Origin of the sequence: Terrabacter sp. C0L_2 (assembly GCF_036352015.1) — a bacterium.
Taxonomy (GTDB): domain Bacteria; phylum Actinomycetota; class Actinomycetes; order Actinomycetales; family Dermatophilaceae; genus Terrabacter; species Terrabacter tumescens.
Map to the genome: position 1 here is coordinate 554,573 of NZ_CP143557.1, position 25,801 is coordinate 580,373.

Here is a 25,801-nt window from a genome sequence, read left to right on the forward strand (position 1 = left end):
CCGTACTCTGAGCTGACTGCCGCAGCGCCCCGAGGAGCCGACGATGGATCCACGACCTCCCCTCCCGCCGTTCACCGAGGAGTCCGCGCGCCGCAAGGTGCAGGCAGCCGAGGACGCTTGGAACACCCGCGACCCGGAGCGCGTCGCCGGGGCGTACTCGGAGGACACCGAGTGGCGCAACCGGGGCGAGCACGTCGTCGGGCGGGCCGCGGTCGTCGAGTTCCTGACCCGCAAGTGGGAGCGCGAGCTGGACTACCGCCTGCGCAAGAACCTGTGGGCCTTCACCGACAACCACATCGCCGTCCGCTTCCAGTACGAGTCGCGCGACGCCTCCGGGCAGTGGTGGCGGTCCTACGGCAACGAGCTCTGGGAGTTCGACGACCTCGGCTACATGCGCCGCCGCGAGGCGAGCATCAACGACGTGGCCATCGAGGAGTCCGAGCGACGCGTCACCCCGGGCGAGGGCGAGCTGCCCGCCTTCTGAGCCCGGGCGTTCGGACCCAGAAAGCGGGCAGATTTCGTCGCGCTCGTCGGGCGCTAGTCGGTCGGCCGGTCCGCGACCGCGTCGACGACCACCGCGTCGGACACGGCGTCCGACACCCCGAGGACGATGCGCGTGCCGGGCGGAGCCGCCTGCACCAGTCGCAGCCGGGCGAGCGCGGGGTGCGCATCGAGCAGCTTGGCGCCGTTCGCGAGCGAGCGCAGGGCGGCCGTCTCGGCACGGGCCGCCTCGAGCTGCGCCTCGCCCCGACGCCGGGCCGTGGCCAGCTCGGCCGCTGCAGAACGCAGCTCCACCGGCACGATGACGTCCTTGACGACGACCTCGGTCACATCGGCTCCGACCCGTCGCGCGACCTCCGCCGTGGCGGCCGTGATGCGCGCAGTCGGCAGGGCGGCACCGCGACCGACGAGCTCCTCGGCCGTCAACGTCGCGAGCGCGTCACGGAGGGCGACCTGGGCCGCGAGGTAGACGGTGGCAGCGGGCTCCTCGGAGACCTCCACGAAGGCCACCGGGTCGGCCACTGCCCACCGCACGACGGCGGACACGCGGACCGAGACACCGTCAGACGTCAGGACCTCCTGGGGCGAGACCTGGGTCAGGCGCTCGCGCAGGTCGAGGACCACGAGCCGCTGCCCGGCACGACGGCGGTGCCGCCCAGCCGGAAGGACCTGCTCGAGGACGCCGTGGCGGTAGCGCAACGCGCAGTGGCGCGGCTGGATCGTGAAGCGGATCAGGGACATTCGGGCGACCTCCTTCAGGGTCGTTCGGTTGGACGGGCTTGGTGGGACGGGCTTCGTGGGACAGGCTTCGTCGGGCAGGGCACTGACGAGCGGTGACGCAGACACGAGCGGGTGCCGTCGGCCGTGCAGCGCGTGCCGCGGGGGCCGGGCTCGAGTCCCGGCCCGCAGGGCGACACCCGTCGGGACACGGTCGACGACACCCTGAGGATTCGAACCTCTGGTGCTGGGCACCGTTACCTGGAGTGGGCGCTTGTACAGAGCGCTGCATCCGTGGGCGGGTCCGACGCGCAGGACCTCCGGTGGCACGCCACCTCGGCTGCTTGCCCGCCCCGTGCGGTCCAAGGATGACGCGCCGGCGGGACTGGGCGCCAATGGTTTTGCCCGCCCGCAGGTCAGACACTCCGGCACCCGTCCGTCACGCAAGCCGTCCACACCCCTCCGTCCGGTCTCCCTGTCGTCCACAGGCACCTGCCGCGGTGCGGATCACCGGTGGGCCGGGTGACAGCATGAGGACGACATCGCGAGGAGGTCACATGGGCAAGGCGAGTCGCAGCAGGCGGCGGGGTGCGCAGGGCACCCCGGGAGCGGCCGGCGCTCACGGCGGTGCGCGCCAAGGCCGCAGCGCACCGTCCTTCGGAGATGCCTCCGCCGCGTCCACGGACGACCGACCGGATGCCACGACGAACCATGGCCTGCCTGCCGACGAGCAGGTGCGCGTGGTCCTGCGTGACCTGCTGGGTGAGGCTTTCGCGGCCCTCGACCGGGCAGACGCGCACTCGCTCGACGACGTCGTCGCCGGCGTCGCGGCCATGTGCGCCTCGCCGAGCACGCACCACGTCGCCGTGCTGTCCCTGCTCGACGCGATGACCCGCGCGGCGACGCACGCCTGGGAGCTCGGCTGGCAGCCCGCCGACGTCCACCGCATCGTCGGCCGGCGTCTCGGCCCACCGGAGCAACAGATCGCCGTGCACGTCATGACCGACGAGCTCGCCCAGTACGCACCGGCGACGATCGACCGGCTCTGGGTCGCGCAGCTGCGCGAGCTCAGCGATGGCTCACCCCGTTCTCGCTCGGTCACCTGGATGGACGCGCTGCGCGCCGGCGGCACGGACTGGTTCACGCTCGTCTCGCGGTCGGTGACCGTGCTCCACCTGCTGGCCCGACTGCCGCGGCTCGAGGTGCTGACACCGCTGCCGGGTCAGGCTCTGCCCGAGGCAGGCACGTCGCAGACCGGAGGCGGTGATCAGACACCCCCTGCCGACGAGCGCATCCTCAGCCGCGTCCGCATGCTGCTCGCCAAGGCCGAGTCGACGACCTTCGAGGCCGAGGCCGAGACCTTCACGGCCGGAGCACAGGCGCTCATGGCGCGGCACAGCATCGATGCCGCCCTGCTGTCCCGCGACTCCCGAGACGGCCACGGCGGGACCGGCCCCCAGGGCCGGCGCATCGGCGTCGACAACCCCTACGAGGGACCCAAAGCCGTCCTGCTGCAGGCCGTCGCCTCGGCCAACCGGTGCCGGATGGTGTGGTCGCGCGAGCTGGGCTTCGCCACCGTCGTCGGCTTCGAGGCTGACCTCGAGTCGGTCGAGCTGCTCTTCACCTCGCTGCTCGTCCAGGCCACGCGCACGCTGGCCGCTGCCGGGTCGCGCAGCGACCAGCACGGTGGCAGCCGCACCCGGTCGTTCCGGCAGTCCTTCCTCTCCGCGTTCGCCGATCGCATCGGCGAGCGGCTGCACGAGGCAACGGCCCACGAGGAGGAGACCGCCGTGGCGGAGGGCACAGGAGGTCGTGAGCTGGTGCCGCTGCTCGCCGCCCGCGCGGAGCAGGTCGACGAGCAGCTGGACTCCTGGTTCCCGGAGGTCCGTCAGGCGAGGGTCAGTGCGGCGCGCGACGCCGAGGGCTGGCACCACGGCCGGTCGGCCGCCGACCGGGCGCACCTCGGCACGGCTCGAGGGGTGCAGGCCTGACCCGTCACACCACCGGCACGGGCGCGTCGGCCGGGGTCGGGACCCGGACCACGGCGAGGAAGACCGCGGCGACGAGGGCCGTGACGCCACAGATCGCCCACACGGTGAGGTAGCCGGACAGCGACGCGTGAGCCGTGGCCTCGGCGTCCACCGTCCCCGTCGAGGCGAGCGCGATGGCGAAGACGCTCGAGGCGAAGGCGCCACCGATGGTCTTGGTCGTGTTGGTCATGCCCGTCGTCAGGCCGGTGTGGGTCGGCGGCGCCTGGGCCGCCGCCGCGGTCGGCAGACCCGCCACGAGCGCGCCCGAGCCCAGACCGGCGATGACCATGTTCGTCATCGTCTGGGCGAGCGTGTCGTGGAAGGGCAGGAAGAGCAGGTAGCCCACGGCGACGAGCACCGCCGCCATGACCATCGCCACCCGCGTGCCGGTGCGGTGCGCGAGCAGGTGGAGCAGCAGCGCCCCGACGGCGAGCGAGAGCACGTAGCCGCCGATGATGATCGAGACCTTGCCGGCGGAGGCCCCGAGGCCGTAGCCCGTGACGGCCGGGTCGGTGCGCGCGAACGTCGACAGCGGGATCTGCGCCCCGAGCACCGACACCCCGAAGAGGAACGCCGTCGCCTGCACGGGCCACTGGCCACGGGCGCCGAGGACCCGAAGGTCGACGAGCGGCTCCGGGTGGGCCAGCTCGACCCGGGCGAACGGCACGAACGCCGCGAGGCCGGCCACGACGAGCACCCACGGCCACGGGCTGCCCGGGCCGAGGACCCGCAGCATGACGAGGCCGCCCATGACGAGGCCGAGCGCGGCCGTGACGAGCCAGAAGCCGCGCCAGTCGACCGACCCGTGGGCCAGCACCGGCGACTCCTCGATCCCGAACCAGATCGCGACGAGCGCGAGCGTCACGACGACCGCCGGCAGCGCGAGCAGCGCTGTCATGCCGAGCGACTCGGCGAGCGCACCGCTCGTCAGCGCTCCCGCGATGACGCCCAGCTCGAGTCCCGCGACAAGCAGGCCGGCGGCACCGCGCACGCGCCGTTCCGCTCCCCCGGTCCGGCGGTGGATGATCGCCACCTCCATCGGCAGCCACACGACGTAGAAGCCCTGGACCGCCCATGCGACGAGGAACAGCCCGAAGCTCGGCGCGAACGCCACGCCCCACGACGCGAGCGCGGTGACGACCGTCGACAGCAGCAGCACCTTGCGGTGGCCGATGAGGTCACCGAGCCGGGCGAGCAGCGGCACGACGAGCGCCGACACGATGAGCTGCGCGGCCTCGAACCAGTTGACGTCGGCGTCCTTGATCGACAGGTGCCGCGCGATGTCGGTGAAGATCGGCGTGTAGTAGCCCTGCAGCACCCCGCTCGCGAGCTCGACGCAGATGAGGAAGCCGACGACCTTGGTGATCGGGCTGCGGGCCACGGCCCGGGCGGCGTCGGAGACGGCCGTGCTGTCTGACATGCGGATCCTGTTCTCGCGGAGTGGTGCTGGGTGTCAGAGCTGTTCGATGAGACGGCGGTACCACGCGACGCCGTCCCGCAGGTCGTCGACGCCGATGCGCTCGTCGACGCCGTGGATCGACGCGCGCTGGGCATCGGTCATCCGGAACGGCGTGAAGCGGTAGACCCGCGGCCACACGCGGTGGAAGTGCCGTGAGTCCGTGGCCGCGAGCATGACGTAGGGCACGGCGACCGTCCCCGGGAACACGTCCGCCAGCGTCGACTCGAGGAGGGCGTATGCCGCGTCGTCCGTCGGCGACACCGGGCTCGGTTCGTCGCCGCTGACCAACGACACCTCCACGTGGGGGTCCTTGACCGTGCTGCGGATCCGCTCGATCGCCCCGTCGACCGTCTCCCCCACCATGACGCGCATGTTGACGTGGGCCCGGGCCGTCGCGGCGATGACGTTCGCCCCCGGCGACCCCGAGAGCTGGGTGACCGCGACGGTCGTCCTCGTCAGCGCGGCCGTCTCGTGGCCGAGCCGCGGGAGGACCCGGGAGAGCACGGGGCGCAGCCGGCGTGCGTGACCGAAGACCGCGGCATACGGCATGCGCGCGTGGGCGCCGGCACGCTCGAGCATGTCGACGGTGGCGTCCGGCAGGTGGCTCGGGAAGGGCTTGCGCTCCAGGCGCAGGATCGCCCTCGCGAGCCGGGTCGTGGCGCCCATCCGGCGGGGCGCCGAGGCGTGGCCGCCGTCCCCGCGCGCGGTGAGCTCGACGTCGACGGTGCCCTTCTCGGAGACACCGATGACGGCCATCGGTGCGTCGACGCCGGGCAGGGCTCCCTGGACGATGGCGCCGCCCTCGTCGATGACGAACCACGGCTCGACGCCGCGCTCGCGCAGGATCGAGACGGCGTCCTTGGCGGCGCGCCCCGACACCTCCTCGTTGCAGCCGAACGAGAGCCACACGTCCCGCCCGGCGTCACTCCCTCGGCCACGAGGTCCTCGACCGCCTGGCAGGTCGCGACGAGCGAGCCCTTGCAGTCGAGCGCCCCACGGCCCCAGACGTGCCCGTCGGCGAGCTCCGCAGCGAACGGCGGGTGCGTCCACGCCGACGGGTCGTCGACCGGCACGACGTCGAGGTGCGCCATGAGGACGACCGGGTCCTCACGCGTGCGGCCGGGCCACCGGACGAGCAGGGCGTCGCCGCTGATCCGCTCGACCTCGCACGCGGCGTGCAGCCGGGGGAAGCGCTCGCGCAGCTCGGCGAGGAGCACCTCGAACGCCGACCGGTCCTCCTTGGTGGGGTCCCAGTCGGAGACCGTGGGGATGCGGATCAGTGCCCGTAGCGCCTCGACGGCGGCGTCGTCCCCGTTCATGGCCCGGAGCGTATGCCACGCTGACCGCATGGACTACGGGCACGAGCTGCAGTTCGGGGTGTTCGCGAGCCCCGACGCGTCACGGGTGCACGAGACGCTCGAGCTGGCACAGCTCGCGGACGTCGTGGGGCTCGACCTCTTCACCGTCCAGGACCATCCCTACAACGCCAAGCACCTCGACACGTCGACGCTGCTCACGGCGGTCGCCGCCCGCACCAGCGCGATCCGCGTCGCGGCCAACGTCGCCAACCTGCCGCTGCGGCCGCCGGTCGGGCTCGCCAAGCAGGTCGCGACGCTCGACATCATCAGCGGCGGCCGCGCCGAGCTCGGGCTGGGGACCGGGGCCTTCTGGGACGCCATCGTCGCGGCCGGCGGCGAGCGCCGCTCGCCGAAGGAGGCGGTCGACGCGCTCGTCGAGGCGATCCGCGTCATCCGCGGCGTCTGGGGCCAGGACCCCGACGACCCCGGCGCCCGGTCGGTGACCGTCCGGGGCGAGCACTACGCGGTCGCCGGCATGCACGCCGGTCCCTTCCCCGTGCACCGGGTCGAGATCTGGCTCGGCGCCTACAAGCCGCGGATGCTGCGCGTCACTGCCCGGCTCGCCGACGGGTGGCTGCCGAGCCTGGGCTACGCCGACCCCGACGCCCTCGCCGGGATGAACACCGTCATCGACGAGGCGGCCGACCGGGCCGGTCGCGGGCCGCAGTCGATCCGGCGGATGTACAACGTCTTCGGCCAGTTCGGCACGGGCCGCGGCTTCCTGCGCGGCACGGCCGACGACTGGGCTGAGCAGCTCGCCGAGCTCACCCTCACCGAGGGCATGAGCACCTACGTCCTCGGCACCGACGACCCCGACGTGCTGCGCCGGTATGCCGCGGAGGTCGCCCCAGCCGTGCGTGACCTCGTCGACGCCGAACGGTCCGGACGCGCCGGCCGCGCCGGCCGCGCCGGCCGCGCCGGCGGTGCCAGCGGTGCCGAGCCACCCGCCGCCGCTACGCCCGCGCCCGTCGACAGCTCCCCGCTCACGGTCCGTCCGACGCCCGACGACGGCACCCGCCTCAGCGCATCGCTGCCCTGGCGCGAGGACGACCGTCCGGTGACCGCGAAGCCGAACGACGCGGCATACTCACCTGCCGAACAGGCGGCGCCCCAGCACCTCGTCGACGTGCACGACCACCTCCGCGGGGAGCTCGCCCAGCTGCGCGACATCGTCGGGCAGGTGCGACGCGGGGCCCTGTCGACGGGCGCGGCGCGCTCGGTCATCAACACGATGGCGATGCGGCAGAACAACTGGACGCTCGGCGCCTACTGCGAGACGTACTGCCGGCTCGTCACGGGGCACCACACGCTCGAGGACCGCAGCATCTTCGTCCACCTCCGCACCGCCCAGCCCGACCTCGGGGCCGTCATCGACCGGCTCGAGGAGGAGCACCACGTCATCGCCGACGTGCTCGAGCAGGTCGACGACGCCCTCGTCGGGCTCGTCGGCACCGACGGCTACGGGCAGACGGGCGAGGGCGCGCTGGAGGAGATCCAGCGCGCCCTCGACCTGCTCACCGACACCCTGCTGTCACACCTGGCGTACGAGGAGCGCGAGCTGCTGCACCCACTGGCCAGGCACGGGTTCGGCTGAGCGACAAGCGGTTCAGGCCGGGTTGGCGGCCGCCCCGTGCTCGAGCGCCTCGACGACGGCACCGCAGAAGTCCGGCAGGTCGTCGGGGTTGCGGCTCGTGATGAGGTTGCCGTCGACGACGAGCGACTCGTCGACCCACTCGCCGCCCGCGTTGCGGATGTCGGTCTGCAGGCTGGGCCACGAGGCGAGCCGACGACCCTTGAGCACGTCCGCCTCGATGAGGGTCCAGGGTGCGTGGCAGATCGCAGCCACGGGCCGGCCCGACGCGACGAACTCGCGCACGAGGGCGACAGCGGCCTCGTCCGTGCGCAGGGCGTCGGGGTTGGCGACGCCGCCCGGCAGCACGAGCGCGTCGAAGTCCTCGACCTTCGCGTCGGCGACGGTGACGTCGACCTTCTTCGTGTCGCCCTTGTCGAGGTGGTTGAACATCTGCACCTCGCCGGACTCGGGGCTGACGACGACGGCCTCGTGCCCGGCGTCGGTGACGGCCTTCCACGGCTCGGTCAGCTCGACCTGCTCGATGCCCTCGCTCGCGACGAGGAATGCGACTCGCTTGGCCATGTGGCCCTCCTTTGCTCGCCCCGACGAGCGGGGCGTTCGGTGGTGCTGTGGCGTCGACCGCCACCTTCGGCTCCTACCCGCCCGACCGGCGAGTGTCACCGAGGTTCGACAGCCCGGGCACGTGACGCCGGTCGCGGCTACTGTCGGCGCATGGCCAAGGACCTCGTGGTTCCGCTCGCGCCGAACGTCTGGCGCATCCCCCTCGTGCGCGACCTCGTCAACGGCTTCATCCTGCGCGACGACGACGGTCAGGTGACGCTCGTCGACATGGGCCTCTCGAGCTCGGGGCCCAAGGTCATCGCGGCCCTGGGCGCCATCGGGGCCGGGCCGTCCGACGTCACCCGGTTGGTGCTCACCCACGCGCACCCCGACCACGCCGGCGGGGCGGCGCACGTGGCTCGCGAGACGGGCCGCGGCTTCACGATCCACCACGACGACGCGGCATACGCCATGGAGGGGTCCTCGCCACCGCGCGACCGCAGCGTCCTGCTGGGACGCCTCTTCGACCGCTTCTCCCGACCGGGCCGCGACTTCGAGCCGCTGACGGTGGAGCGCGAGATGGTCGACGGCGAGGTGCTGCCCGTCGCGGGCGGCCTGCGCGTCGTGCACACGCCGGGCCACTCCCCCGGGCACGTGTCGCTGCTCCACGAGGAGTCGCGCACGCTCATCACGGGAGACGCGATCTTCAACGTCATGGGGCTGCGCTGGCCCGTCAAGGCGTTCTGCACCGACTTCCGGATGACGCAGCGCACGGCGCACGAGCTCGGCGAGCTCGACTACGACGTCGCCGCCTTCACCCACGGCACCGAGTTGCGCGACCGGCCGCGTGAGGCGATCCGCCGCTTCCTCTCCGCGCACCGCGCGACAGCGGACGGCTGACGCGCGAGACTGGTCCACAGGCTCATCCACAACTGTGGACAGACCTTGGACACCGCGTGCTGCGGAGTGGGTAAGGGGCAGGTGTGACGAACTTCGGATACACCCTGATGACCGAGCAGAGCGGCCCCAAGGACCTCGTCCGGTGGGCCGTGGGAGCCGAGGCGGCAGGCTTCGACTTCGAGGTCTCGAGCGACCACTACTCCCCCTGGCTCACCGAGCAGGGCCACGCCCCGTACGCGTGGTCGGTGCTCGGCGCCGTCGCCCAGGCCACCGAGCGCGTCGAGTTCATGACCTACGTGACGTGCCCGACGATGCGCTACCACCCCGCCGTCATCGCGCAGAAGGCCGCGACGATGCAGCTGCTCGCCGACGGGCGCTTCACCCTCGGCCTCGGCAGCGGCGAGAGCCTCAACGAGCACGTCGTCGGCCAGGGGTGGCCGGGCGTCGTGACGCGTCAGGAGATGCTCGTCGAGGCCATCGAGATCATCCGCAAGCTCCACTCCGGCGAGCTCGTGACGCACCACGGCGAGTACTTCGACGTCGACTCCGCCCGCGTCTGGGACCTGCCCGACATCCTCGTGCCGGTTGCGGTCGCGGTGAGCGGCGACCTGTCGATCGAGCGGCTCGCGCCGCTGGCCGACCACATGATCGCCGTGCAGCCGGAGGCCGAGCTCGTCGACACGTGGAACCGCACCGAGGGCGCCGAGCGCATCGGCGCGGGGGCGCGCGCCATCGGCCAGATCCCGATCTGCTGGGACCCCGACGAGAAGGCCGCCGTCGAGCGGGCCCACGAGCAGTTCCGCTGGTTCGCCGGCGGCTGGAAGGTCAACTCCGACCTGCCGACGCCCGCCGGGTTCTCCGGCGCGACGCAGTTCGTGCGTCCCGAGGACGTCGCCGAGTCGATCCCGTGCGGCCCCGACCTCGACAGGATCGTCGAGGCCGTGCGCGCCTACTGGGAGGCCGGCTTCACCGACATCGCCCTCGTGCAGGTCGGCGGGGACGCCCAGGAGCGCTTCCTCGACGAGGCAGCCGGCCCCCTGCTGCAGAAGCTGCGCGCCGCCGCCGGCTGAGGCCGCTCGCGTCTCAGGCGGCTTGGCGCTCCGCACGCTCGGCGAGGATCCGCTCGCGGCGCTTCGTGATGTCCGCGCACTCGAGGCAGACCTCCTCGGGGATGACGCCGAGGCGCATGAGGCCGGAGAAGGCGATGCAGCCGACACAGATGCCGAAGACCGACTCGAGCGCCGGGAAGACCACCATGACGGCGCCGATGACGACCACGGCGACGATCGCGCCGGTCGACCCCGTCACGAGGCTGAGCACCCAGAGCACGGTCGCGGCGACCGTCATGACCGCCCCGATGGTCGCCGCGAACCGCTTGGGCGGGCCGGCCGTGGGTCGCTTGGCCGCGGAGACGGAGGGTCGGATCCACCGCTGCACGAGCCGGGCCACCGGGCTGGCCGAGGGTCCGAGCGCTGCCCGCAGGGTGAAGTCGACGGCGAGGACGGCATAGAGCCACCACTGCGAGGTCGCGAGGGCGATGACACCGACGACGAGGACGACGGCCGCGATGAGCCGGACGGTCACGTCGTCGACGACAGCGGGGAAGCGCGAGGAACTCATCCACACATTATTGACGGCATAAGGTCTGGTTATGCAAGTCGTCTCGCCATGTGACGCAGTCCCGCCCCCTCAGCGGGCACGGAGCACCCGCACCGCCACGGCCGCGCACACCACGAAGAGTCCGGCGCCGACGGCCGCCACGACGCCGAGGCTCGTCGTGAACGCGGCCTGCGCGGCGGTCACGAGGTCGTGCCCTGCCGCTGCCGGCAGGGACGTCGCCGCGCGGACGGCGCCGGCGAGGGAGTCGAGCGCAGCGGTCGTGGCGTCCCCGGCGTGGGCGGCGGCATACGGCCCCAGCTGCCCCCGGTAGACGAACGTCGCCAGCGACCCGAGACCGGCGATGCCGACGGCGATCCCGAACTCCCCCGACGTCTCGGACATCGACGCGACCGAGCCGGCGCGCTCCGGCGGCGCGGACTGCATCATGACTCCCATCGTCAACGTCGACGGGAGCATGATCCCGAAGGACGTCAGGCACATCCCGAGGACGAGCAGTCCGAGACCCTGAGCCGGGCCGACCTGCGTGTAGAGCACGAGTCCGGCCGCGCAGACGAGCAGGCCCGTCGCCATGGTGCGTCCGGTGCCGAGTCGCTGCGCGATCCGCGCCGACGACGCCGACCCGACGAGCAGGGCCACGTTGGCCGGGAGCATCCACAGGCCGGCGCCGAGGGGGTCGAGGCCCGCGACGAGCTGGAGCCACTGGGAACTGAGGAACGACACCCCCGCCATGACGACCCCTCCCACGAGCATCACGGCGAGCGCGGTCGAGAAGGCACGGCTGCGGAAGAGCGCCAGGTCGACGAGGGGGTTGGCGATGCTGCGCTGGCGGCGGACGAAGGCGATGCCCAGGACGGTGCCGGCCGTCATCGTCAGCAGGGCCGTCGAGGTGCTCCCGCCGCGCGCGATCTCCTTGAAGCCGTAGATGACCGGCAGGATCGTGGCGAGCGACAGGACCGAGCTGAGGACGTCGACCCGCGCCCCGGCCTGCCGCTCCGACTCCGGCAGCACCCGGCGGCCGACGACGACGAGCAGCACCATGAAGGGCACCCCGAGCAGGAACGCGGACCCCCACCAGAAGTGCTGGAGCAGGAGGCCGCCCACGAGCGGGCCGACGGCCATGCCGCCCATGAAGCACGAGTACCAGACCCCGATCGCCGCCATCATCTGCTTCTCGTCGGTGAAGATCGTGCGGATGAGGCCCATCGTCGACGGCATCAGGGTGGCCCCGGCGATGCCGAGCACGGCCCGCCAGACGATGAGCTGGCCGGGGCTGCTCGCGTAGGCCGCTGCGGCGCTCGCGAGACCGAAGCCCACCGCGCCGATGAGGAGCAGCCGCTTGCGGCCGATGCGGTCGCCGACCGCGCCCATCGTCACGAGGAACCCGGCCAGGACGAAGGAGTAGATGTCGAGCATCCACAGCTGCTGCGTCGTGCTCGCGCCGAGGTCGGCGGAGAGCTCGGGCAGCGCCAGGTAGAGCACGCTGACGTCGAGCGACAGCAGCAGCGCCGTCAGGGCCAGCACCGCGAGCGCGAGCCACCGGCGCCGGCTCGGCAGTCCGGGGGCGGTCGAGGTGGAGGCAGAGGTGCCTGCGGACCGGGTCTCGATGGGTGTCGTCATGCCCACACGTCGACCGGGACGGGCCCACCTCGACACGGCCACGCAGAATCGGTGTCGCCCACGCGGCATACGCTGACCACATGGCTCTACACATCGGTGCGCACGTCGACCAGGAGGACCCCATCGCCGAGGCGAAGGCGCGGGGCGCCTCGCTCTCCCAGCTCTTCCTCGGCGACCCGCAGAGCTACAAGGGCCCGGTCATCCGGTATGCCGGTGGCGCGGCCGCGCTCAGGGCCGACGCCGAGGCCGCGGGCATCGACCTCTACGTCCACGCGCCCTACCCGATCAACGTCGCGAGCCTCAACAACCGCATCCGCATCCCCGGCCGCAAGCTGCTCCAGCAGCACCTGACCGCCGCCGCCGAGATCGGCGCCAAGGGCGTCATCGTCCACGGCGGCCACCTCGGCGTCGACGAGGACGCGGCCAAGGGCTTCGACAACTGGCGCAAGTGCATCGACGGGCTCGACCTGCCCGTGCCGCTCCTCATCGAGAACACCGCCGGCGGCGACAACGCCATGGCCCGCCGGCTCGAGGCCATCGCCCGGCTCTGGGACGCCATCGGCACGGCAGCGGGCAGCGACCAGGTGGGCTTCTGCCTCGACACCTGCCACGCCCACGCCGGCGGCAACGACCTCGGCACCGTCGTCGACGAGGTGCGCGCCATCACCGGCCGCATCGACCTCGTGCACGCCAACGACTCGCGCGACGAGTTCGACTCGGGCGCCGACCGGCACACGAACTTCGGCTCGGGGCACATCGCCGGCGACGCGGTCGCCGGTGTGATCCGTGCCGCAGGGGCGCCCGTCGTGTGCGAAACACCCGGCGGACTCGAGGGGCAGACCGCCGACATCGCATGGCTGAGGGCCCAGGTCGACTGATTCCGTCGTTCCCAGCCGGGTCTCAGGATTTCCTGACCCACTCTTTACCCAACAGGCCCCCGCGGGCACCTAGGTTACTCAGGGGTTGCGGTCGGGTCGTCGACGATGCCGTTCCGCCGCGCCCGCTCACGTACGCCGCGTCCCGCCATCCCCTCCTCGGTGGCGGGCCGCGGCGTTTCTGCATGCAGGGTGCGGTCGGCCATCCGGTCGGCCAGGAGCACCGCGACGCGCAGCTGCTCCGCGGTCGGGCGCACGACGTGCGTGGAGGTTGTCACCCGGAAGTGGCCGAGCACCTCCTCGCCACGACGCACGACGACGGCTGCGTAGCCGTCGGTCGGCAGCCCGACCCGCTCGACGGGCAGGCGCCGTCCTCCGGCCCTCACCTGGCCGTCCGCGTCGACGACGGCGTCGTTCCAGCGCGGGTGGCCCGGGTCCCACTCGCACCGGTCGGCGCCGAGCACCGTCGTGATGGCGGTCGCGATCGCGGTGGCGCGGGCTTGCTCGGTCGTGTCGGGCGGAAGGTCGAGCAGGTGGATGAGGCCCGAGATGTAGCCCTCCCGCCGCTGCGCCGTCGCCTGCTGGCGCCGCCCCCACAGGGCGATCTCGGTGACGGCGAGCCCCACCACGACGAGCGCGACCGCGAGCTCCAGGTCGGCCTGCCGGTGGATCGAGAGCGAGTAGTACGGCTCGGTGAGGAAGAAGTCGAAGCTGCCGGCGGCGGCGAGGGCGGCGATGACTCCCGCGAACCGGTCGCCGGTGGCGGCCGCGGCCACCACCGGGAGCACGAGCACCATCGCGGCGGTGCTCGGGTCGAGCGCGTCGCGCAGGAGACCGAGGACCGCACCCACGACGATCGGCAGGAGCAGGGCGCCCCACCGTGTCGCCCTGCGGTGGGTGGTGAGCCAGTCGGTGGTCATGACTCCACGCAACACCCGCCGGGGGCGCGCCGTCCGCGCGTCGGACCCATCCTGATGCGATCTTGACGCCGTCCTGACGACGACCGCGAGGTCGGGAACGTTCTAGCCGGGGCTGACCGGCGTCGCTAGGTTCGGGCCCATGCTCAGCACCTCGACCTTCACCACGTCCGACTTCGACGTCACCGACTACGTCCCCGACGTCACGACGGCGCTGCCGACGGGGCACCTGCGCATGCGCAAGACGTATGCCGGCGACGTGGCCGGTCGCAGCGTCACCCAGTTCACGTCGGCCTTCGACCAGGGCTCCGGCGTCGGCACGTACGTCGCGATGGAGTCCTTCGAGGGCACCGTCGACGGGCGCCGCGGCGCCTTCAACTTCGTGCACGCCGCGTCGACGAGCGGCACGGACCGGGCCCACGAGTACGGCCTCATCGTGCCGGGCAGCGGCACCGACGAGCTCGTCGGCATCGAGGGCACCGTGCGCCTGCGCATCGACGAAGACAGCACGCACCGGATGGACTTCGACCACAACCTCGACAACCTCGGCTGACACGGACGAGGGCCACGGACCGGGTGTCGCAACCCGGTCCGTGGCCCGTCATCGGTGGTGCGCAGGGGGGCGTGTCCCCGGCACCGGTTTCCCGGCTACCCGACGGTGACCTTCAGCGAGGCGAGCACGTCGGACCGGGAGTCGGACACGAGCACGCGCACCGTGTACGTGCCGGCGGCAGCCCAGGCGTGGCCGCCCTTGACGGTCGCCGTGCCGTCCGACGCGGTCGTGACGGTGGCGTCCTCCGTCACGGTGCCGTCGCCCCACTGGACGCGGGCCGTGTAGCCGGTCGACGCCGGGACGCCGCCCTTCGCCGTGCCCAGCGTGACGTCGGTGTCGGCACCGGCCTTGGCCGTGGTGTCGGCGCCGGCCGCGACCTCGAGGGCCGAGCCGTTGTCGGCGACGGCGAAGACGTGGATCCGCCCGGCCGTCTTCGGGTCACCGGTCTGCGTCGGCAGCGTCACCGACTCGACCGTCTTGCCGGTCGGCACGGTGAGCGGCGCCGTGGCGAAGAGCTTCACCTGGCAGCCGTCGGTGCCCGTGCCGTTGAGGCGGTAGGCCATCTGGATGGCGACGGTGTTGCCGAACTGCGGCGAGCCGCACCAGTCGCCGTACTGCACCTTGTAGCTCGTGCTCGAGCCGTCGGTGAAGTTGACGGTGGCGGTGGTGTCCTGGTTCTTCTGGGTCGCCGTGCCGATGAGCGACAGCTTCGTCGCCCCGGGGGCCAGGGTCACCGGGAGGGTCTGCCCCGCACCGGTGGCGTTGTCCTTGTCCCCGACCGGGATGCCCGGCATCGAGTAGCGCAGGTCGGTGCCCGGCACGGTCAGCAGCTTGCCCGGGATGCCGCCCGCGGCGACGAGCGCCTCACGGGACAGGCCCGCGCGGTCCCCGTCGCACGGGACCGAGTCACCCACGTTGCCGAAGCACACGGAGTCGAACCCCGCGGCATACGCAGGTTTGGACGCCTGGTGCACCGTGGCGTCGGTGAGCGCCGACCCGCTGTCGTTGGCCGTCGTGACGGTCACCTTGGGCTGGTACGGCCCCGGCTCGGCCCACGTGTGGCTCCCGCGGATCGTGAACGACCCGAGGTCACCCGCCGTGATGGTGCCGGCCGACGTCGTGCCGTCGCCCCAGGCGATCGTCGCCCTGGCCGTGGCCGACGGGTCCTGGCCCTGGCCGACGCCACCGGAGAAGGTCGCGACGGTGCCCGTCCAGGCCGTGTCCTCGGCGACCTCGAACGGCTCGGCCGCCGAGACCTTGATGCCGGTGTTCTGCGCCTTGGAGCCATCGGTGAGCAGCTCGAGCTCGGACAGGTTGGGCGCCGCGCCACCGGCCGTGGCCGTGACCACGAGGCGGTAGGTCGTGAACGTGCCCGTGTGCGCGATCTCGAACGGGCGCGTCTGCACCCGCCACGGGAAGGTCTGGGCCGTCCGCGTGTCGAGCGTCTGCCACGTCTTGCCGTCGTCCTTGCTGCCCTCGAGGCGCCATGCCGACGGGTCGCCGGCCTTCGGGCCCGAGGTGACGGTGTACCAGGTGGCCCGCTGACCGACGCCCGAGAGGGCGAAGGTCACCGACGGCGTGGCCGACGTGAAGGCCACCGAGGTGCGCGACGTGTTGTCGAAGAGCGCCTTGGCGTCGTCGCCCGACGCGAGGTCGGTCGCCGTCGCGGTGCCGCGGCCGGGGCCGGTCGCGTCCTTGAGCGGCTTCGGCGCCTCGGTGCCCTGCGTCAGCGACGGCGGGGCGTCCTGGGCGCGGGAGCCGAAGTCCGAGGGCTTGGCACCCATCGCGAAGTCGACCGTGGTCGGGCCGGTCAGCTCGTCCTGGCTGATCGAGACGCTCTTGTGCTTGGAGCCGTTGACGCTCAGGCCCTGCACGTAGATGTTCGTCTCGGAGTTGCCCGGCGCGTTGACGACGAGGTCGCCCTGCGTGCGCTTGACCGTGACCTGCTCGAACTTCGGCGAGCCGACGGCCCAGTTGGCCGATCCGACCTGGAGCGGGTAGATGCCGAGCGAGGACAGGACGTACCACGCCGACATCTCGCCGTTGTCCTCGTCACCCGGGTAGCCCTGACCGATCTCGCCACCGACGTAGAGCCGGCGCATGATCTCGCGGACCTTCTCGGCCGTCTTCCACTGCTGGCCGGTCCAGTCGTACATGTACGCGATGTGGTGGCTCACCTGGTTGCTCTGGCCGAGCTGCCCCATGCGGACGTCACGTGCCTCGAGCATCTCGTGGATGACGCCGCCGTAGCCGCCGGGCTTGGTCGCCGTCTCGGGCGTCGCGAAGAACGTGTCGAGCTTCTTCGCGAGCGCGTCGCGGCCGCCGTAGAGGTTGGCGAGGCCGTTGCCGTCGAACGGGGCGTGGAAGGCGAAGTTCCAGGCGTTGGTCTCGGTGTAGTCGCCGCCCCAGTCCTCGGGGTCGAAGCTCGTCGGGAACGTGCCGTAGGGGGCGCGGCCCTGGAAGAAGCCGACCTTCGGGTTGAAGAGGTTGCCGTAGTGCGTCGCCCGCTCGAGGAAGTACTTCGACTCCTCGGTGAGCTGGGCGCGTCGCGCCTCCGGCGTGGCCGGGTCCTTGGCGAGCTTGGCCGCCATGGTCCCGATGCCGAAGTCGTTGACGAGCCCCTCGAGACCCCACGACACGCTCTCACCGGTGTTGGTGCTCGTGTACCCGAGGAACGTGGAGGTGTCGAGACCCTTGCGCCCCACGGCGCTCGACGTCGGGAGCACCGTCGCGTTCTTCACGGCCGCGTCATATGCCGCGAGCGGGTCGGGCAGCTTGACGCCCTTCGCGTACGCGTCGGCGAACGCCACGTCGGAGCTAGTGCCCGTCATGAGGTCGGCGTAGCCGGGCGAGCTCCACCGGGCGACCCAGCCGCCGTCGCGGTACTGCTGCACGAAGCCGTCGGCGATCTCGGACGCCACCTCCGGGTAGAGCAAGCTGTAGGCCGGCCACACCGTGCGGTAGGTGTCCCAGAAGCCGTTGTTGACGTAGATCTTGCCGTCCTTGACGGCGGCGTTCGTCGTCGTCGCGGTGGCCGAACCCGACTTGGCCGCAACGGGGCTCGCGTACTGGTAGCGCGGAGCCGCAGCGGTGCCGGTGTTCTCGAACTGGCTGTTCGGGTAGAGGTTGAGGCGGTAGAGGTTGGAGTAGAGCGTCGTGCGCTCGGAGTCGTTGGCGCCCTTGACGCTGACGACGCCGAGGCGGGCGTTCCAGGCCTGCTTGGCCGCGGCGCGCACCGCGTCGAAGTTGCGGCTCGCCAGCTCGAGGGCGTGGTTCTTCTTCGCCTGGTCGAGCGAGATGAACGACGTCGAGAGCTTGAGCGTGACCTGCTTGTCGGTGCTCGTGTCGAACGTCGCGTAGCGGGTGCCCGCGTGGCCGTTCGGAGCGGTACCGACGGCCGTGGCCGCACGGTCGAACGTGCCGTAGACGAACATCCGGCTGCGTCCGGCGGACAGCCCGCTGCCGTTGTCGACCCAGCCGGTCATCGTGCCGGTGGCCGCGTCGACGGTGAAGGTGCCGTTGTCGTCGATGGTGTCGACGACGAGGTGCCCCTTGGCGGCCGAGGCCGGGAAGGTGAACCGGTAGACGCCGCCGTGGTCGGCCGGGGCCGTCTCGGCGGTGAGGCCGCCGGCGAGGGCCACCTTGTAGTAGTCGGGGTGGGCCACCTCGGTCGCGTGGTCGAAGGCGAGGCCGCGACCGGACGCGCTTCCCGTCGGCGTGCCGGCCGCCACGGACGGCATGACCGACATCTGGTTGCGGTCACCCATCCACGGGCTCGGCTCGTGCGAGACGGCAAGTCCTTGCAGCACAGGGAGGTTCGCCGCATTGTTCGCCGACTGGTAGTAGTACTCCCACGACTGCGAGTTGGCGTTGGTCACCGGCGTGAAGAAGGTGAAGCCGTTGGGCACCGCGCTGATCGGCAGGTTGTTGCCACGCGAGAAGCCGCCCGACGCGTTGGTGCCGCGCCGCACGTCGACGTAGTTGGTGAGGTCGGCGCCGTCGATGACCGCGGGGTTCGCCTGCACCGAGACGTCGTCGATCCAGCCGCCGAAGCGGGTGTCCTTCGTCGCGCCGCCGGTGTTGTCGTAGCCGACGAGGACGCGGTCGATCGTCTTGCCGGCGGCGACCTTGCCGACGTCGAGCGAGACGGCGTTCCACTGGTTGGCGTAGAGGATCTTGCCCTTGCCCTGGCCGCTCGGGCTCGCGGCGACACCGTGCTGGTCGTCGGCGCCGAGGTCGGACAGGTAGGTGCCGTCGGTGAAGCGGACGTCGAGCGCGGCATACGTCGACGGGTACTTCAGGTCCCCGGCGATCATGTCGGGGAAGATCTTGTAGCTGAGGCGGGTCTGCGCGGTGACCGGCAGGTCGACGTCGAAGAGCCGGTTCCAGGCGTAGCCGCGGCCGTCGGCGGTGTGGCCTCCGGAGTAGCGCAGCGCCTTGACGCCGGTCCAGCCGACGAGCGGCTTGATGTTGAAGCCGGAGATCGGGCCGGAGCCGACGACCGTCCGCATCGGCGTGGCCGGGCCGGACCCGGTGCTGCCGTCCGAGAGGTCCCAGTCGGCGAGCTGGACGATGCCCCCGGAGTGGACCGCGGTCACGTTGAGCCGGTAGTACGCGTACGTCCCCGGCGTCGTGACGTCGAAGGTGCGCTTGGCGAAGCGGCCCGAGAAGTCGATGCCGGTCCGGCGGTCGAGGTCGGTCCACGTCGTGCCGTCGGTCGAGCCCTGGAGGGTGAAGTCCTTGGGGTCGCGCTCGGGCGAGTCGTTGGCCGACGTCAGCGAGTAGCGCACCGCCTTGGCGGGGGTGCCGAGCTGGTAGCGCACCCACGCGCTCGAGGCGAAGGCGAGCCACTTGCTGTCCGGGTTGGCGTCGGCGAGGTTGGCCGCCACCTCACCGGGCGTGTTCTCCGCGCTCGCGGTGACGCCGACGACCGAGCCGAGGAGGCTGCCGTCGGCGCTCGCGGTGCCGGAGACGTTCTGCTGGCGCGGGCCGCTGCCACCCACCTCGACGGTGGACAGCTCCGGCTGCGGCTGACCGGCCTCGAACGAGGTCGAGAAGTCACCCGCGCCGTCGGCGGCGGCAGGGGCTGAGAGCGGCGCCGTGGCAGAGCTGCCGAGGGCGTCCGCCTGGGCGGGACCGGCGACCGCGCCCGCGGTCGACGTGGCCAGGACTGCCAGGGCTATGACGCCTCTGTGGATCCCGGATCTCTTGGGCATGAGTTCCTCCGTGCTCGTCGTTGAGCCGTGCTGAATGTGAGGTCGGCGCCGACGACCCCGAGCCGCCTCCGACCCGGCGAGACTTGCCGCACGGGACAAAGGGCGTCAACACCCCGAACCGATCCTGTCCGGTCAGGACATCGGATCGGACAGAACAGGGCGTCCCGGTCGGGCTGGGACCCCTCTCGCGTTGCCAACCGGAGCGCGCAGTGGTCAGACTGCGGGCATGACAGCGTTGTCTGACCACCGGACAGTGGTCCGCCCGACCATGGCCGACGTGGCCGCCGAGGCCCACGTCTCCGTCAAGACCGTCTCGCGCGTGGTCAACCACGAGCCGGGCGTGCGCCCCGACACGGCCGAGCGCGTGCGCGCCGTCATCGAGCGACTCGGCTTCCGGCGCCACGACGGCGCCCGCCTCATGCGACAGGGCCGCACCTTCACCATCGCGCTCGTCGTCGAGGACCTCGCCAACCCCTTCTACTCACAGGTCGGGGCGGCTGTCGAGCGCGAGGCCCGCATCCGTCAGCACCAGCTCATCACGGCCTCCGCAGAGGGCTCGCCGTCGCGGGAGCGCGCCGTCATCGAGGCGCTCGTCAACCGCCGGGTCGACGGCATCGTCGTGGTGCCCGCCGACGAGAGCGCGTCGTCGGACGCCGTCCTCGAGGCGAGCCACACCCCGATCGTCTACATGGACCGGCCGGTCCGCGGCACGCCGCGCGACACGATCCTCAGCGACAACCACGGCGGCATCCGCAGCGCCGTCGAGCACCTCGTGGCCCACGGCCACCGCAACATCGCCTTCTTCGGCGACGACCCCGCCTTCTGGACGGCCCGCCAGCGGCGCGACGCGTTCGTCGCGACCCACGAGGGGCTCGGCCTCCCGGGCAGCCCCCGCGTCTCGATGGGCCCGCACAGCTCCGGCTCGGTGCAGGAGACCCTCGTCCCGTGGTCCCGGGGGCCGGAGCCCATCACCGCCGTCATCACCGGCAACAACCGGATCACCCTCGCCGTGCTGCTCGCGCTGCGCGAGCAGCGACTGCCGCTCTCGCTCGTCGGCTTCGACGACTTCGAGCTCGCGGCGCTCATCGACCCACCGGTCACCGTCGTGCACCAGGACCCGGCGGCCATGGGACAGAAGGCCGCCCAACAGCTCTTCGCCCGCCTGCTCGGCGACGAGTCGCCGGCGCAGACCGTCGTCATGCCGACCCGGCTCATCGTGCGCGCCTCGGGCCTGCGACGTGCCGCCCTGAACCGCTAGTCGACCGTCCCCGAGCCCCCACCCAAGGAGCACCACCCCGTGTCCGAGACCACCGTGTCCGACCTGACCCGCCCGAGCCGCCTGCCGATCAACACGCCGCACCGCTTCTACCGCGGCGGCACGCGGATCCTCGCCTTCCGCGGGCTCGACATCCCGGCGGACTTCGACGACCACCGCCCGGAGGACTGGCTGGCCTCGACCACCCGGCTCTTCGCCGAGGGCGGCGGCGGCGTCACGGTCCTCGACGACGGCACGACGCTCGTCGACGCCCTGGCCGCCGACCCGGACCACTGGCTCGGCCCGGACCACGTCGCCGCGCACGGCGTCGAGCCCGGCCTGCTGACCAAGCTGCTCGACGCGGGCGAGCGCCTGCCGGTCCACTCGCACCCCGACCGCGCCTTCGCGGCTGCCCACCTCGACTGCGACCACGGCAAGACCGAGGCGTGGATCGTCCTCGATGCCGAGCCCGGCGCCTGCGTCTGGCTGGGTTTCCGCGACGAGCTCCCGGCCGACGAGCTGGCCGAGCTCGTCGAGGCCCAGGACGACCGTCTCCTCGAGGCGCTCAACCGCATCGAGGTGTCACCCGGCGACGCCCTGCTCGTCCCCGGCGGTCAGCCCCACGCCATCGGTGAGGGGGTGTTCGTCCTCGAGCTGCAGGAGCCGACCGACCTGTCGGTCATGCTCGAGCACCGCCGCTTCGGCCTGGAGGAGGCGCACGCCTTCCTCGGGCTCACGGTCCCCCGCGCCCTCGAGAGCGTCGACCGCGGTCCCCTGACCGCCGAGGGACTGGTCGCCCTGCGCCGGCGCTGGACCGACGTGTCCGGCTCGGGCCACGCCCTGCCCGAGCGGGCGGCGGAGTTCTTCCGCGCCGAGGTGCTGAGCGGGGCAGTCGGGTCGCCGGCCACAGGGGCTGCGGCGTTCGCCGTCGTCGTCGCGGTCGAGGGTCAGGGGCACCTGACGACCGGCAGCGACGAGCCCCGCACCACCGAGGTGGCGCGGGGCGACGTGCTGCTCGTGCCCCACGGCGCCGGCGAGGTCCGGGTCGAGGGCGAGCTCACGGTCATCCGCTGCATGCCGTCGGTCTGAACGGGCCGAATCTCCCGCGGGTCAGTCGGTCGTGCGGCGGACGTAGGCGCGCACCGCGAGCGGTGCGATGACCGCGGTGATGAGCACCGACCAGGCGATGCTCGTCACAACCGGGTGCTGCAGCGGCAGGGCCGCGTCGGCCGGCGCCGGCGGCACGTTGCCCCACAGCTCGCGCATCGCCTGGACGAGCGAGCTGATGGGGTTCCACTCCGCGATCGTGCGCAGCACCGGGGCCATCGCCTCGGTCGGGGCGAAGGTGTTGGCGAGGAACGTGACGGGGAAGATCGTCGTGAACATCAGCCCGTTGACGGCCTCGGGCGAGCGCATGGCCGAGCCGACGAGGATGCCGACCCAGATCATCGCGAAGCCGAAGAGGAGCAGCAGCAAAAAGGCGAGCACGCCGTCGACGAAGCCGTTGCGGATGCGCCAGCCGATGACCAGCCCAGTGACCGACATGACGAAGATGCCGATGCTCGAGTGGATGATGCCGTAGACGCTGCGCCCGATGAGGACCGATCCGCGCGAGATCGGCAGCGACCGGAACCGGTCGATGATGCCCTTCTCGAGGTCCATGTTGAGGCCGTTGGCCACGATGAACGACGCGAACGCCATCGTCTGGGCCATGATCCCGGGCAGCAGCCACTCGCGGTAGGAGCTGCTGTCGGTCTGGATCGAGCCGCCGAAGACGAAGGCGAAGAGCACGACGAACATGACCGGCTGGATGGTGACGTCGGTGAGCATCTCGGGCTGGCGCCGCGTGTGCTTGAGGTTGCGCCAGACCATCATCTGCACCTGGCGGGCGAGGCCCGGCGGCCGGAGGTCGACGGCCGGGGCCGCGACCGTGGTGCTGCGCGTGGCCGTGTCGGCGGTGGGCTGGCTCATCGCGACTCCCCCTTCTGGGTGGTCTGCTTGGCGGGCGCGTCGGTCGACCCGCCGGTGTCCTGCTCGGCGCGGTGCCCGGTCAGGCTGAGGAAGACGTCGTCGAGGCTGGGGCGCTTGAGCCCGAGGTCGTCGAGCACGATCTCGGAGCGGTCGAACACGGCTGCGACGCGGGTCATGTCGGACAGCCCGTCGGCAGGAGCCGTGAGCTGGCGGGCCGACTCGTCGACGTGCACCTCGCTGACGTGCGAGGCCAGCAGCGCCCGCGCCTCCTCGAGCTGGTCGGCGTGCGACACGGTGAGCACGATGGCGGCCTGGCCCGACTGGTCCTTGAGCTCGAGCGCCGTGCCCTCGGCGATGACCCGGCCGTGGTCGATGACGACGATGCGGTCGGCGAGCTGGTCGGCCTCCTCGAGGTACTGCGTCGTCAGCAGCAGGGTCGTGCCGTCGCGGACGAGTCCGCGCAGGACCTCCCAGAGCTCGACGCGGCTGCGCGGGTCGAGGCCCGTGGTCGGCTCGTCGAGGAACAGGACGGGAGGTGCGGCGATGAGGCTGACGGCGAGGTCGAGCCGGCGCCGCATGCCGCCGCTGTACTCCTTGGCGACCTTGTCGCCGGACTCGGCGAGCGAGAACCGCTCGAGCAGCTCGGAGGACAGACGGCGGACCTCGGCCCTGGGCAGGCCGTAGAGCGACCCGATGAGCCGGAGGTTCTCGCGGCCGGTCAGCATCTCGTCGACCGTGGCCGCCTGACCGGTCAGGCCCATGCTGCGCCGCACGGCCTCGGGGTCGCGGACCGCGTCGTGCCCGGCGACGCGGGCGGTGCCGCTCGTCGGGACGGTGAGGGTCGTCATCATGCGGACCGTGGTGGTCTTGCCGGCGCCGTTGGGGCCGAGCAGACCGAGGACCGTGCCCTGCGGCACGGAGAAGCTGACGTCATCGACGGCGGTCATGTCGCCGAAGCGCTTGACGAGGTGCTCGGCCTCGATGGCCGGGCCGGTGAACCGTTCGCGCACGGCGCGCGCGTCGGTGGTGATGGTCATGTGGGCTCCCCCGGAGGATCGTGCGTGAGTCGTGACGTGCGGGTGCGCCCGACGGTAGGCGCCACCACCGACAAGGGTCGGCGACGAAGTGCACGCCGTCAACATTTTTCTCCTCAACCATCTCCGGACGGCTGGACCGCCCCACGAGTTCGCCCACGGCGTACGCCATCGGTGACCTCTCGGGGCACCATCCGCGCCCTCGCGTGCGACGCTGGACGAACGCACCCAGATCGGAGACGGCCATGACCCAGCTCGCCCCGCGCCCGCGCCCCGGCGCCCGCACCCCGCTGCTGCGCGAGGTCTACGGCCGGTTGCTCCGCGGCCTGCGCACCCGACAGGGGCGCACGCTCGCCGAGGTCGCTGCCCGCGCCGGCATCTCGGTCGCCTACCTCTCCGAGGTCGAGCGCGGACTCAAGGAGCCCTCCTCCGAGGTGCTCGAGGCGGTCTGCGTCGCGCTCGGGTCGAGCATCACCGGCCTCGTCGGCGCCGCCCACCGCGAGCTCACCTCCGACACGCCCGCGGCCGCCGGCCGCGTGCTCGACCTGACCTCGCGCGTCGGCTCGAGCATCGGGTCGGGCGCCGCGGCACCCGCCGACGCGACGACGGGACCGGTGCTGCTCGTCGCGTGAGCGGCGCCGACCCCGTCGCTGTCGGCCGGTGTCGGTGTCGAGCGCCTCGTCAGTCGACGAGGCTGCCCCACGTGTTGTTGCCGACGACACCGTCGACGACGAGACCCACCTTCGACTGGTAGGACCGAACGGCCGAGTCGGTCGCCGGGCCGAAGGACCCGTCGACGGTGAGCGAGTAGCCGGCGTCGACGAGCTCGCGCTGCAGGCCCTTGACCGCCTCCCCGGTGCTGCCCTCGCGCAGCGCCGGCAGGATCGAATACCACGTGTTGTTGCCGACGACCCCGTCAACGGTCAGGCCGTGGGCCGACTGGTAGCTGCGCACCGCGGAATCCGTTGCGGGACCGAAGGACCCGTCGACGGTCACGCTGCGCCCCGAGGCCCGAAGCAGGTACTGCAGGGTGCGCACCGCAGCGCCGCTGCTGCCGCTGCGCAGCACCGGCAGGCTCGTCTCCGTCGTGCTGCCGCCCGTGCCGCCGGTGCCGTACTTGGCGAGCACGTCGTTGGCGTACGCGATGCGCTGGGTCGTCGCGCACGTGCCGCACCGCTCGAACTTCTGCATGAAGACGGTCGTCGCGGTGCTGACCGACGTCGACGCCTTGAGGTCCGCGAGGCCGTAGCCGGAGAAGGTCGACAGCTCGTACCACGTGAAGTCGAGCTGGGCAGCCAGGGCGTAGCGGCTGCGGCCCGAGAGCCCGGCGTACCAGACCATGTTGTCGCGGGAGTCGGTGTCCCAGCGGCCGCCCTCGCTCCACTGCGCGATGCCCATGCCGGGACCGCTGGGCTGGTCGGCGTACGGGTTGATGGGGCTGCCCGACTCCTGGATGAGGTTGCCGACGATGCCGGCGGACTGGCGCTCGGTCAGTCCCTTGCCGACGAAGTAGTCGAAGGCGATCTCGTCGTTCGAGGCGGCCAGGGCGCTCGGCGCCGCGACGACGCCGAGAACGGCGATCGCTGCGGCGGCGAGGAGGACTGACAGACCTCGACGGGTGGTGCTGGTCCTCATGGTTCCTCC

General features: G+C 72.1%; 20 protein-coding genes and 1 pseudogene. 10 read left to right on the top strand and 11 right to left on the bottom strand.

All coding sequences use genetic code 11. The annotated features are described in order from the left end of the window. Positions 1-43 precede the first annotated feature (43 nt). Complete coding sequence (locus tag U5C87_RS02590) at positions 44-484, top strand: nuclear transport factor 2 family protein (RefSeq protein WP_330475082.1); 441 nt, start codon at positions 44-46, stop codon at positions 482-484. Positions 485-537: 53 nt separating this feature from the next. Here U5C87_RS02590 and U5C87_RS02595 read toward each other — a convergent pair whose 3' ends face one another. After that, positions 538-1,242 (bottom strand): SPFH domain-containing protein, encoded by a 705-nt coding sequence (locus U5C87_RS02595; protein ID WP_330475083.1) that lies wholly within the window; start codon positions 1,240-1,242, stop codon positions 538-540. Between the two features lie 716 nt (positions 1,243-1,958). On the opposite strand from U5C87_RS02595, the gene U5C87_RS02600 reads away from it, so the two are divergent. After that, a complete protein-coding gene (locus tag U5C87_RS02600; RefSeq protein ID WP_330475084.1) occupies positions 1,959-3,209 on the top strand; it encodes a DUF2786 domain-containing protein in 1,251 nt (416 codons plus the stop codon). 4 nt (positions 3,210-3,213) lie between these two features. Here the strand turns inward: U5C87_RS02600 and U5C87_RS02605 are convergent, their stop codons facing one another. Together U5C87_RS02605 and U5C87_RS02610 are read right to left on the bottom strand one after the other, a co-directional pair. Then, positions 3,214-4,668 carry an MFS transporter gene (locus U5C87_RS02605; protein WP_330475085.1) on the bottom strand — a complete coding sequence of 485 codons (1,455 nt, stop codon included), beginning with the start codon at positions 4,666-4,668 and terminating at the stop codon, positions 3,214-3,216. Between the two features lie 33 nt (positions 4,669-4,701). Continuing rightward, positions 4,702-6,056 (bottom strand): annotated as a pseudogene (locus U5C87_RS02610) (M20/M25/M40 family metallo-hydrolase). Between U5C87_RS02610 and U5C87_RS02615 the strand changes: the two are divergent. After that, on the top strand, positions 6,055-7,659 hold the full coding sequence (locus U5C87_RS02615) for an LLM class flavin-dependent oxidoreductase (RefSeq protein WP_330475087.1): 1,605 nt from the start codon (positions 6,055-6,057) through the stop codon (positions 7,657-7,659). The pseudogene U5C87_RS02610 and the gene U5C87_RS02615 sit on opposite strands and share 2 nt — an antisense overlap. Positions 7,660-7,671: 12 nt before the next feature. Here the strand turns inward: U5C87_RS02615 and U5C87_RS02620 are convergent, their stop codons facing one another. After that, complete coding sequence (locus U5C87_RS02620) at positions 7,672-8,220, bottom strand: type 1 glutamine amidotransferase domain-containing protein (RefSeq protein ID WP_330475088.1); 549 nt, start codon at positions 8,218-8,220, stop codon at positions 7,672-7,674. 150 nt (positions 8,221-8,370) lie between these two features. Between U5C87_RS02620 and U5C87_RS02625 the strand changes: the two genes are divergently transcribed. Beyond that, positions 8,371-9,099, top strand: coding sequence for an MBL fold metallo-hydrolase (locus tag U5C87_RS02625; protein WP_330475089.1), 729 nt, complete (start codon positions 8,371-8,373; stop codon positions 9,097-9,099). 83 nt (positions 9,100-9,182) lie between these two features. Then, on the top strand, positions 9,183-10,169 hold the full coding sequence (locus U5C87_RS02630) for an LLM class F420-dependent oxidoreductase (protein ID WP_330475090.1): 987 nt from the start codon (positions 9,183-9,185) through the stop codon (positions 10,167-10,169). Between the two features lie 13 nt (positions 10,170-10,182). Here U5C87_RS02630 and U5C87_RS02635 read toward each other — a convergent pair whose 3' ends face one another. Then, complete coding sequence (locus U5C87_RS02635) at positions 10,183-10,719, bottom strand: DUF4395 domain-containing protein (RefSeq protein ID WP_330475091.1); 537 nt, start codon at positions 10,717-10,719, stop codon at positions 10,183-10,185. A gap of 69 nt (positions 10,720-10,788) precedes the next feature. Further along, positions 10,789-12,336, bottom strand: coding sequence for an MFS transporter (locus tag U5C87_RS02640; RefSeq protein ID WP_330475092.1), 1,548 nt, complete (start codon positions 12,334-12,336; stop codon positions 10,789-10,791). An 80-nt stretch (positions 12,337-12,416) separates the two neighbouring features. Between U5C87_RS02640 and U5C87_RS02645 the strand changes: the two genes are divergently transcribed. Further along, on the top strand, positions 12,417-13,214 hold the full coding sequence (locus U5C87_RS02645) for a deoxyribonuclease IV (protein WP_330475093.1): 798 nt from the start codon (positions 12,417-12,419) through the stop codon (positions 13,212-13,214). A gap of 74 nt (positions 13,215-13,288) precedes the next feature. Here the strand turns inward: U5C87_RS02645 and U5C87_RS02650 are convergent, their stop codons facing one another. Further along, entirely contained in the window at positions 13,289-14,131 is an 843-nt protein-coding gene (locus U5C87_RS02650) for a DUF4118 domain-containing protein (protein ID WP_330475094.1), read from the bottom strand. Between the two features lie 139 nt (positions 14,132-14,270). On the opposite strand from U5C87_RS02650, the gene U5C87_RS02655 reads away from it, so the two are divergent. After that, positions 14,271-14,681, top strand: coding sequence for a DUF3224 domain-containing protein (locus U5C87_RS02655; RefSeq protein WP_330475095.1), 411 nt, complete (start codon positions 14,271-14,273; stop codon positions 14,679-14,681). A 95-nt stretch (positions 14,682-14,776) separates the two neighbouring features. On the opposite strand, the gene U5C87_RS02660 is transcribed toward U5C87_RS02655, so the two are convergent. Next, positions 14,777-19,897: a GH92 family glycosyl hydrolase gene (locus U5C87_RS02660; protein ID WP_330475096.1), complete on the bottom strand. Its 5,121-nt coding sequence runs from the start codon at positions 19,895-19,897 to the stop codon at positions 14,777-14,779. Between the two features lie 226 nt (positions 19,898-20,123). Here U5C87_RS02660 and U5C87_RS02665 point away from each other — a divergent pair, with 226 nt between their 5' ends. Further along, a complete protein-coding gene (locus tag U5C87_RS02665) occupies positions 20,124-21,155 on the top strand; it encodes a LacI family DNA-binding transcriptional regulator (protein ID WP_330475097.1) in 1,032 nt (343 codons plus the stop codon). A gap of 39 nt (positions 21,156-21,194) precedes the next feature. Beyond that, entirely contained in the window at positions 21,195-22,241 is a 1,047-nt protein-coding gene (locus U5C87_RS02670; RefSeq protein ID WP_330475098.1) for a class I mannose-6-phosphate isomerase, read from the top strand. A gap of 21 nt (positions 22,242-22,262) precedes the next feature. Here U5C87_RS02670 and U5C87_RS02675 read toward each other — a convergent pair whose 3' ends face one another. Further along, entirely contained in the window at positions 22,263-23,123 is an 861-nt protein-coding gene (locus U5C87_RS02675; protein ID WP_330475099.1) for an ABC transporter permease, read from the bottom strand. Then, a complete protein-coding gene (locus tag U5C87_RS02680; protein WP_330475100.1) occupies positions 23,120-24,160 on the bottom strand; it encodes an ATP-binding cassette domain-containing protein in 1,041 nt (346 codons plus the stop codon). Before U5C87_RS02680 ends, U5C87_RS02675 begins: the two co-directional genes overlap by 4 nt. Positions 24,161-24,402: 242 nt before the next feature. Between U5C87_RS02680 and U5C87_RS02685 the strand changes: the two genes are divergently transcribed. After that, complete coding sequence (locus U5C87_RS02685; RefSeq protein WP_330475101.1) at positions 24,403-24,789, top strand: helix-turn-helix domain-containing protein; 387 nt, start codon at positions 24,403-24,405, stop codon at positions 24,787-24,789. Between the two features lie 49 nt (positions 24,790-24,838). On the opposite strand, the gene U5C87_RS02690 is transcribed toward U5C87_RS02685, so the two are convergent. After that, positions 24,839-25,792 carry a phage tail tip lysozyme gene (locus U5C87_RS02690; RefSeq protein WP_330475102.1) on the bottom strand — a complete coding sequence of 318 codons (954 nt, stop codon included), beginning with the start codon at positions 25,790-25,792 and terminating at the stop codon, positions 24,839-24,841. Positions 25,793-25,801 lie beyond the last annotated feature (9 nt).

Excerpts from the sequence above, each read along its gene's own strand:
- U5C87_RS02625 (WP_330475089.1), top strand. The coding sequence starts at position 8,371 with ATGGCCAAGGACCTCGTGGTTCCGCTCGCGCCGAACGTCTGGCGCATC.
- U5C87_RS02635 (WP_330475091.1), bottom strand. The coding sequence starts at position 10,719 with ATGAGTTCCTCGCGCTTCCCCGCTGTCGTCGACGACGTGACCGTCCGG.
- U5C87_RS02680 (WP_330475100.1), bottom strand. The coding sequence starts at position 24,160 with ATGACCATCACCACCGACGCGCGCGCCGTGCGCGAACGGTTCACCGGC.
- U5C87_RS02595 (WP_330475083.1), bottom strand. The coding sequence starts at position 1,242 with ATGTCCCTGATCCGCTTCACGATCCAGCCGCGCCACTGCGCGTTGCGC.
- U5C87_RS02640 (WP_330475092.1), bottom strand. The coding sequence starts at position 12,336 with ATGACGACACCCATCGAGACCCGGTCCGCAGGCACCTCTGCCTCCACC.
- U5C87_RS02650 (WP_330475094.1), bottom strand. The coding sequence starts at position 14,131 with ATGACCACCGACTGGCTCACCACCCACCGCAGGGCGACACGGTGGGGC.
- U5C87_RS02615 (WP_330475087.1), top strand. The coding sequence starts at position 6,055 with ATGGACTACGGGCACGAGCTGCAGTTCGGGGTGTTCGCGAGCCCCGAC.
- U5C87_RS02645 (WP_330475093.1), top strand. The coding sequence starts at position 12,417 with ATGGCTCTACACATCGGTGCGCACGTCGACCAGGAGGACCCCATCGCC.
- U5C87_RS02655 (WP_330475095.1), top strand. The coding sequence starts at position 14,271 with ATGCTCAGCACCTCGACCTTCACCACGTCCGACTTCGACGTCACCGAC.
- U5C87_RS02620 (WP_330475088.1), bottom strand. The coding sequence starts at position 8,220 with ATGGCCAAGCGAGTCGCATTCCTCGTCGCGAGCGAGGGCATCGAGCAG.
- U5C87_RS02605 (WP_330475085.1), bottom strand. The coding sequence starts at position 4,668 with ATGTCAGACAGCACGGCCGTCTCCGACGCCGCCCGGGCCGTGGCCCGC.
- U5C87_RS02690 (WP_330475102.1), bottom strand. The coding sequence starts at position 25,792 with ATGAGGACCAGCACCACCCGTCGAGGTCTGTCAGTCCTCCTCGCCGCC.
- U5C87_RS02665 (WP_330475097.1), top strand. The coding sequence starts at position 20,124 with ATGACAGCGTTGTCTGACCACCGGACAGTGGTCCGCCCGACCATGGCC.
- U5C87_RS02675 (WP_330475099.1), bottom strand. The coding sequence starts at position 23,123 with ATGAGCCAGCCCACCGCCGACACGGCCACGCGCAGCACCACGGTCGCG.
- U5C87_RS02685 (WP_330475101.1), top strand. The coding sequence starts at position 24,403 with ATGACCCAGCTCGCCCCGCGCCCGCGCCCCGGCGCCCGCACCCCGCTG.
- U5C87_RS02660 (WP_330475096.1), bottom strand. The coding sequence starts at position 19,897 with ATGCCCAAGAGATCCGGGATCCACAGAGGCGTCATAGCCCTGGCAGTC.
- U5C87_RS02590 (WP_330475082.1), top strand. The coding sequence starts at position 44 with ATGGATCCACGACCTCCCCTCCCGCCGTTCACCGAGGAGTCCGCGCGC.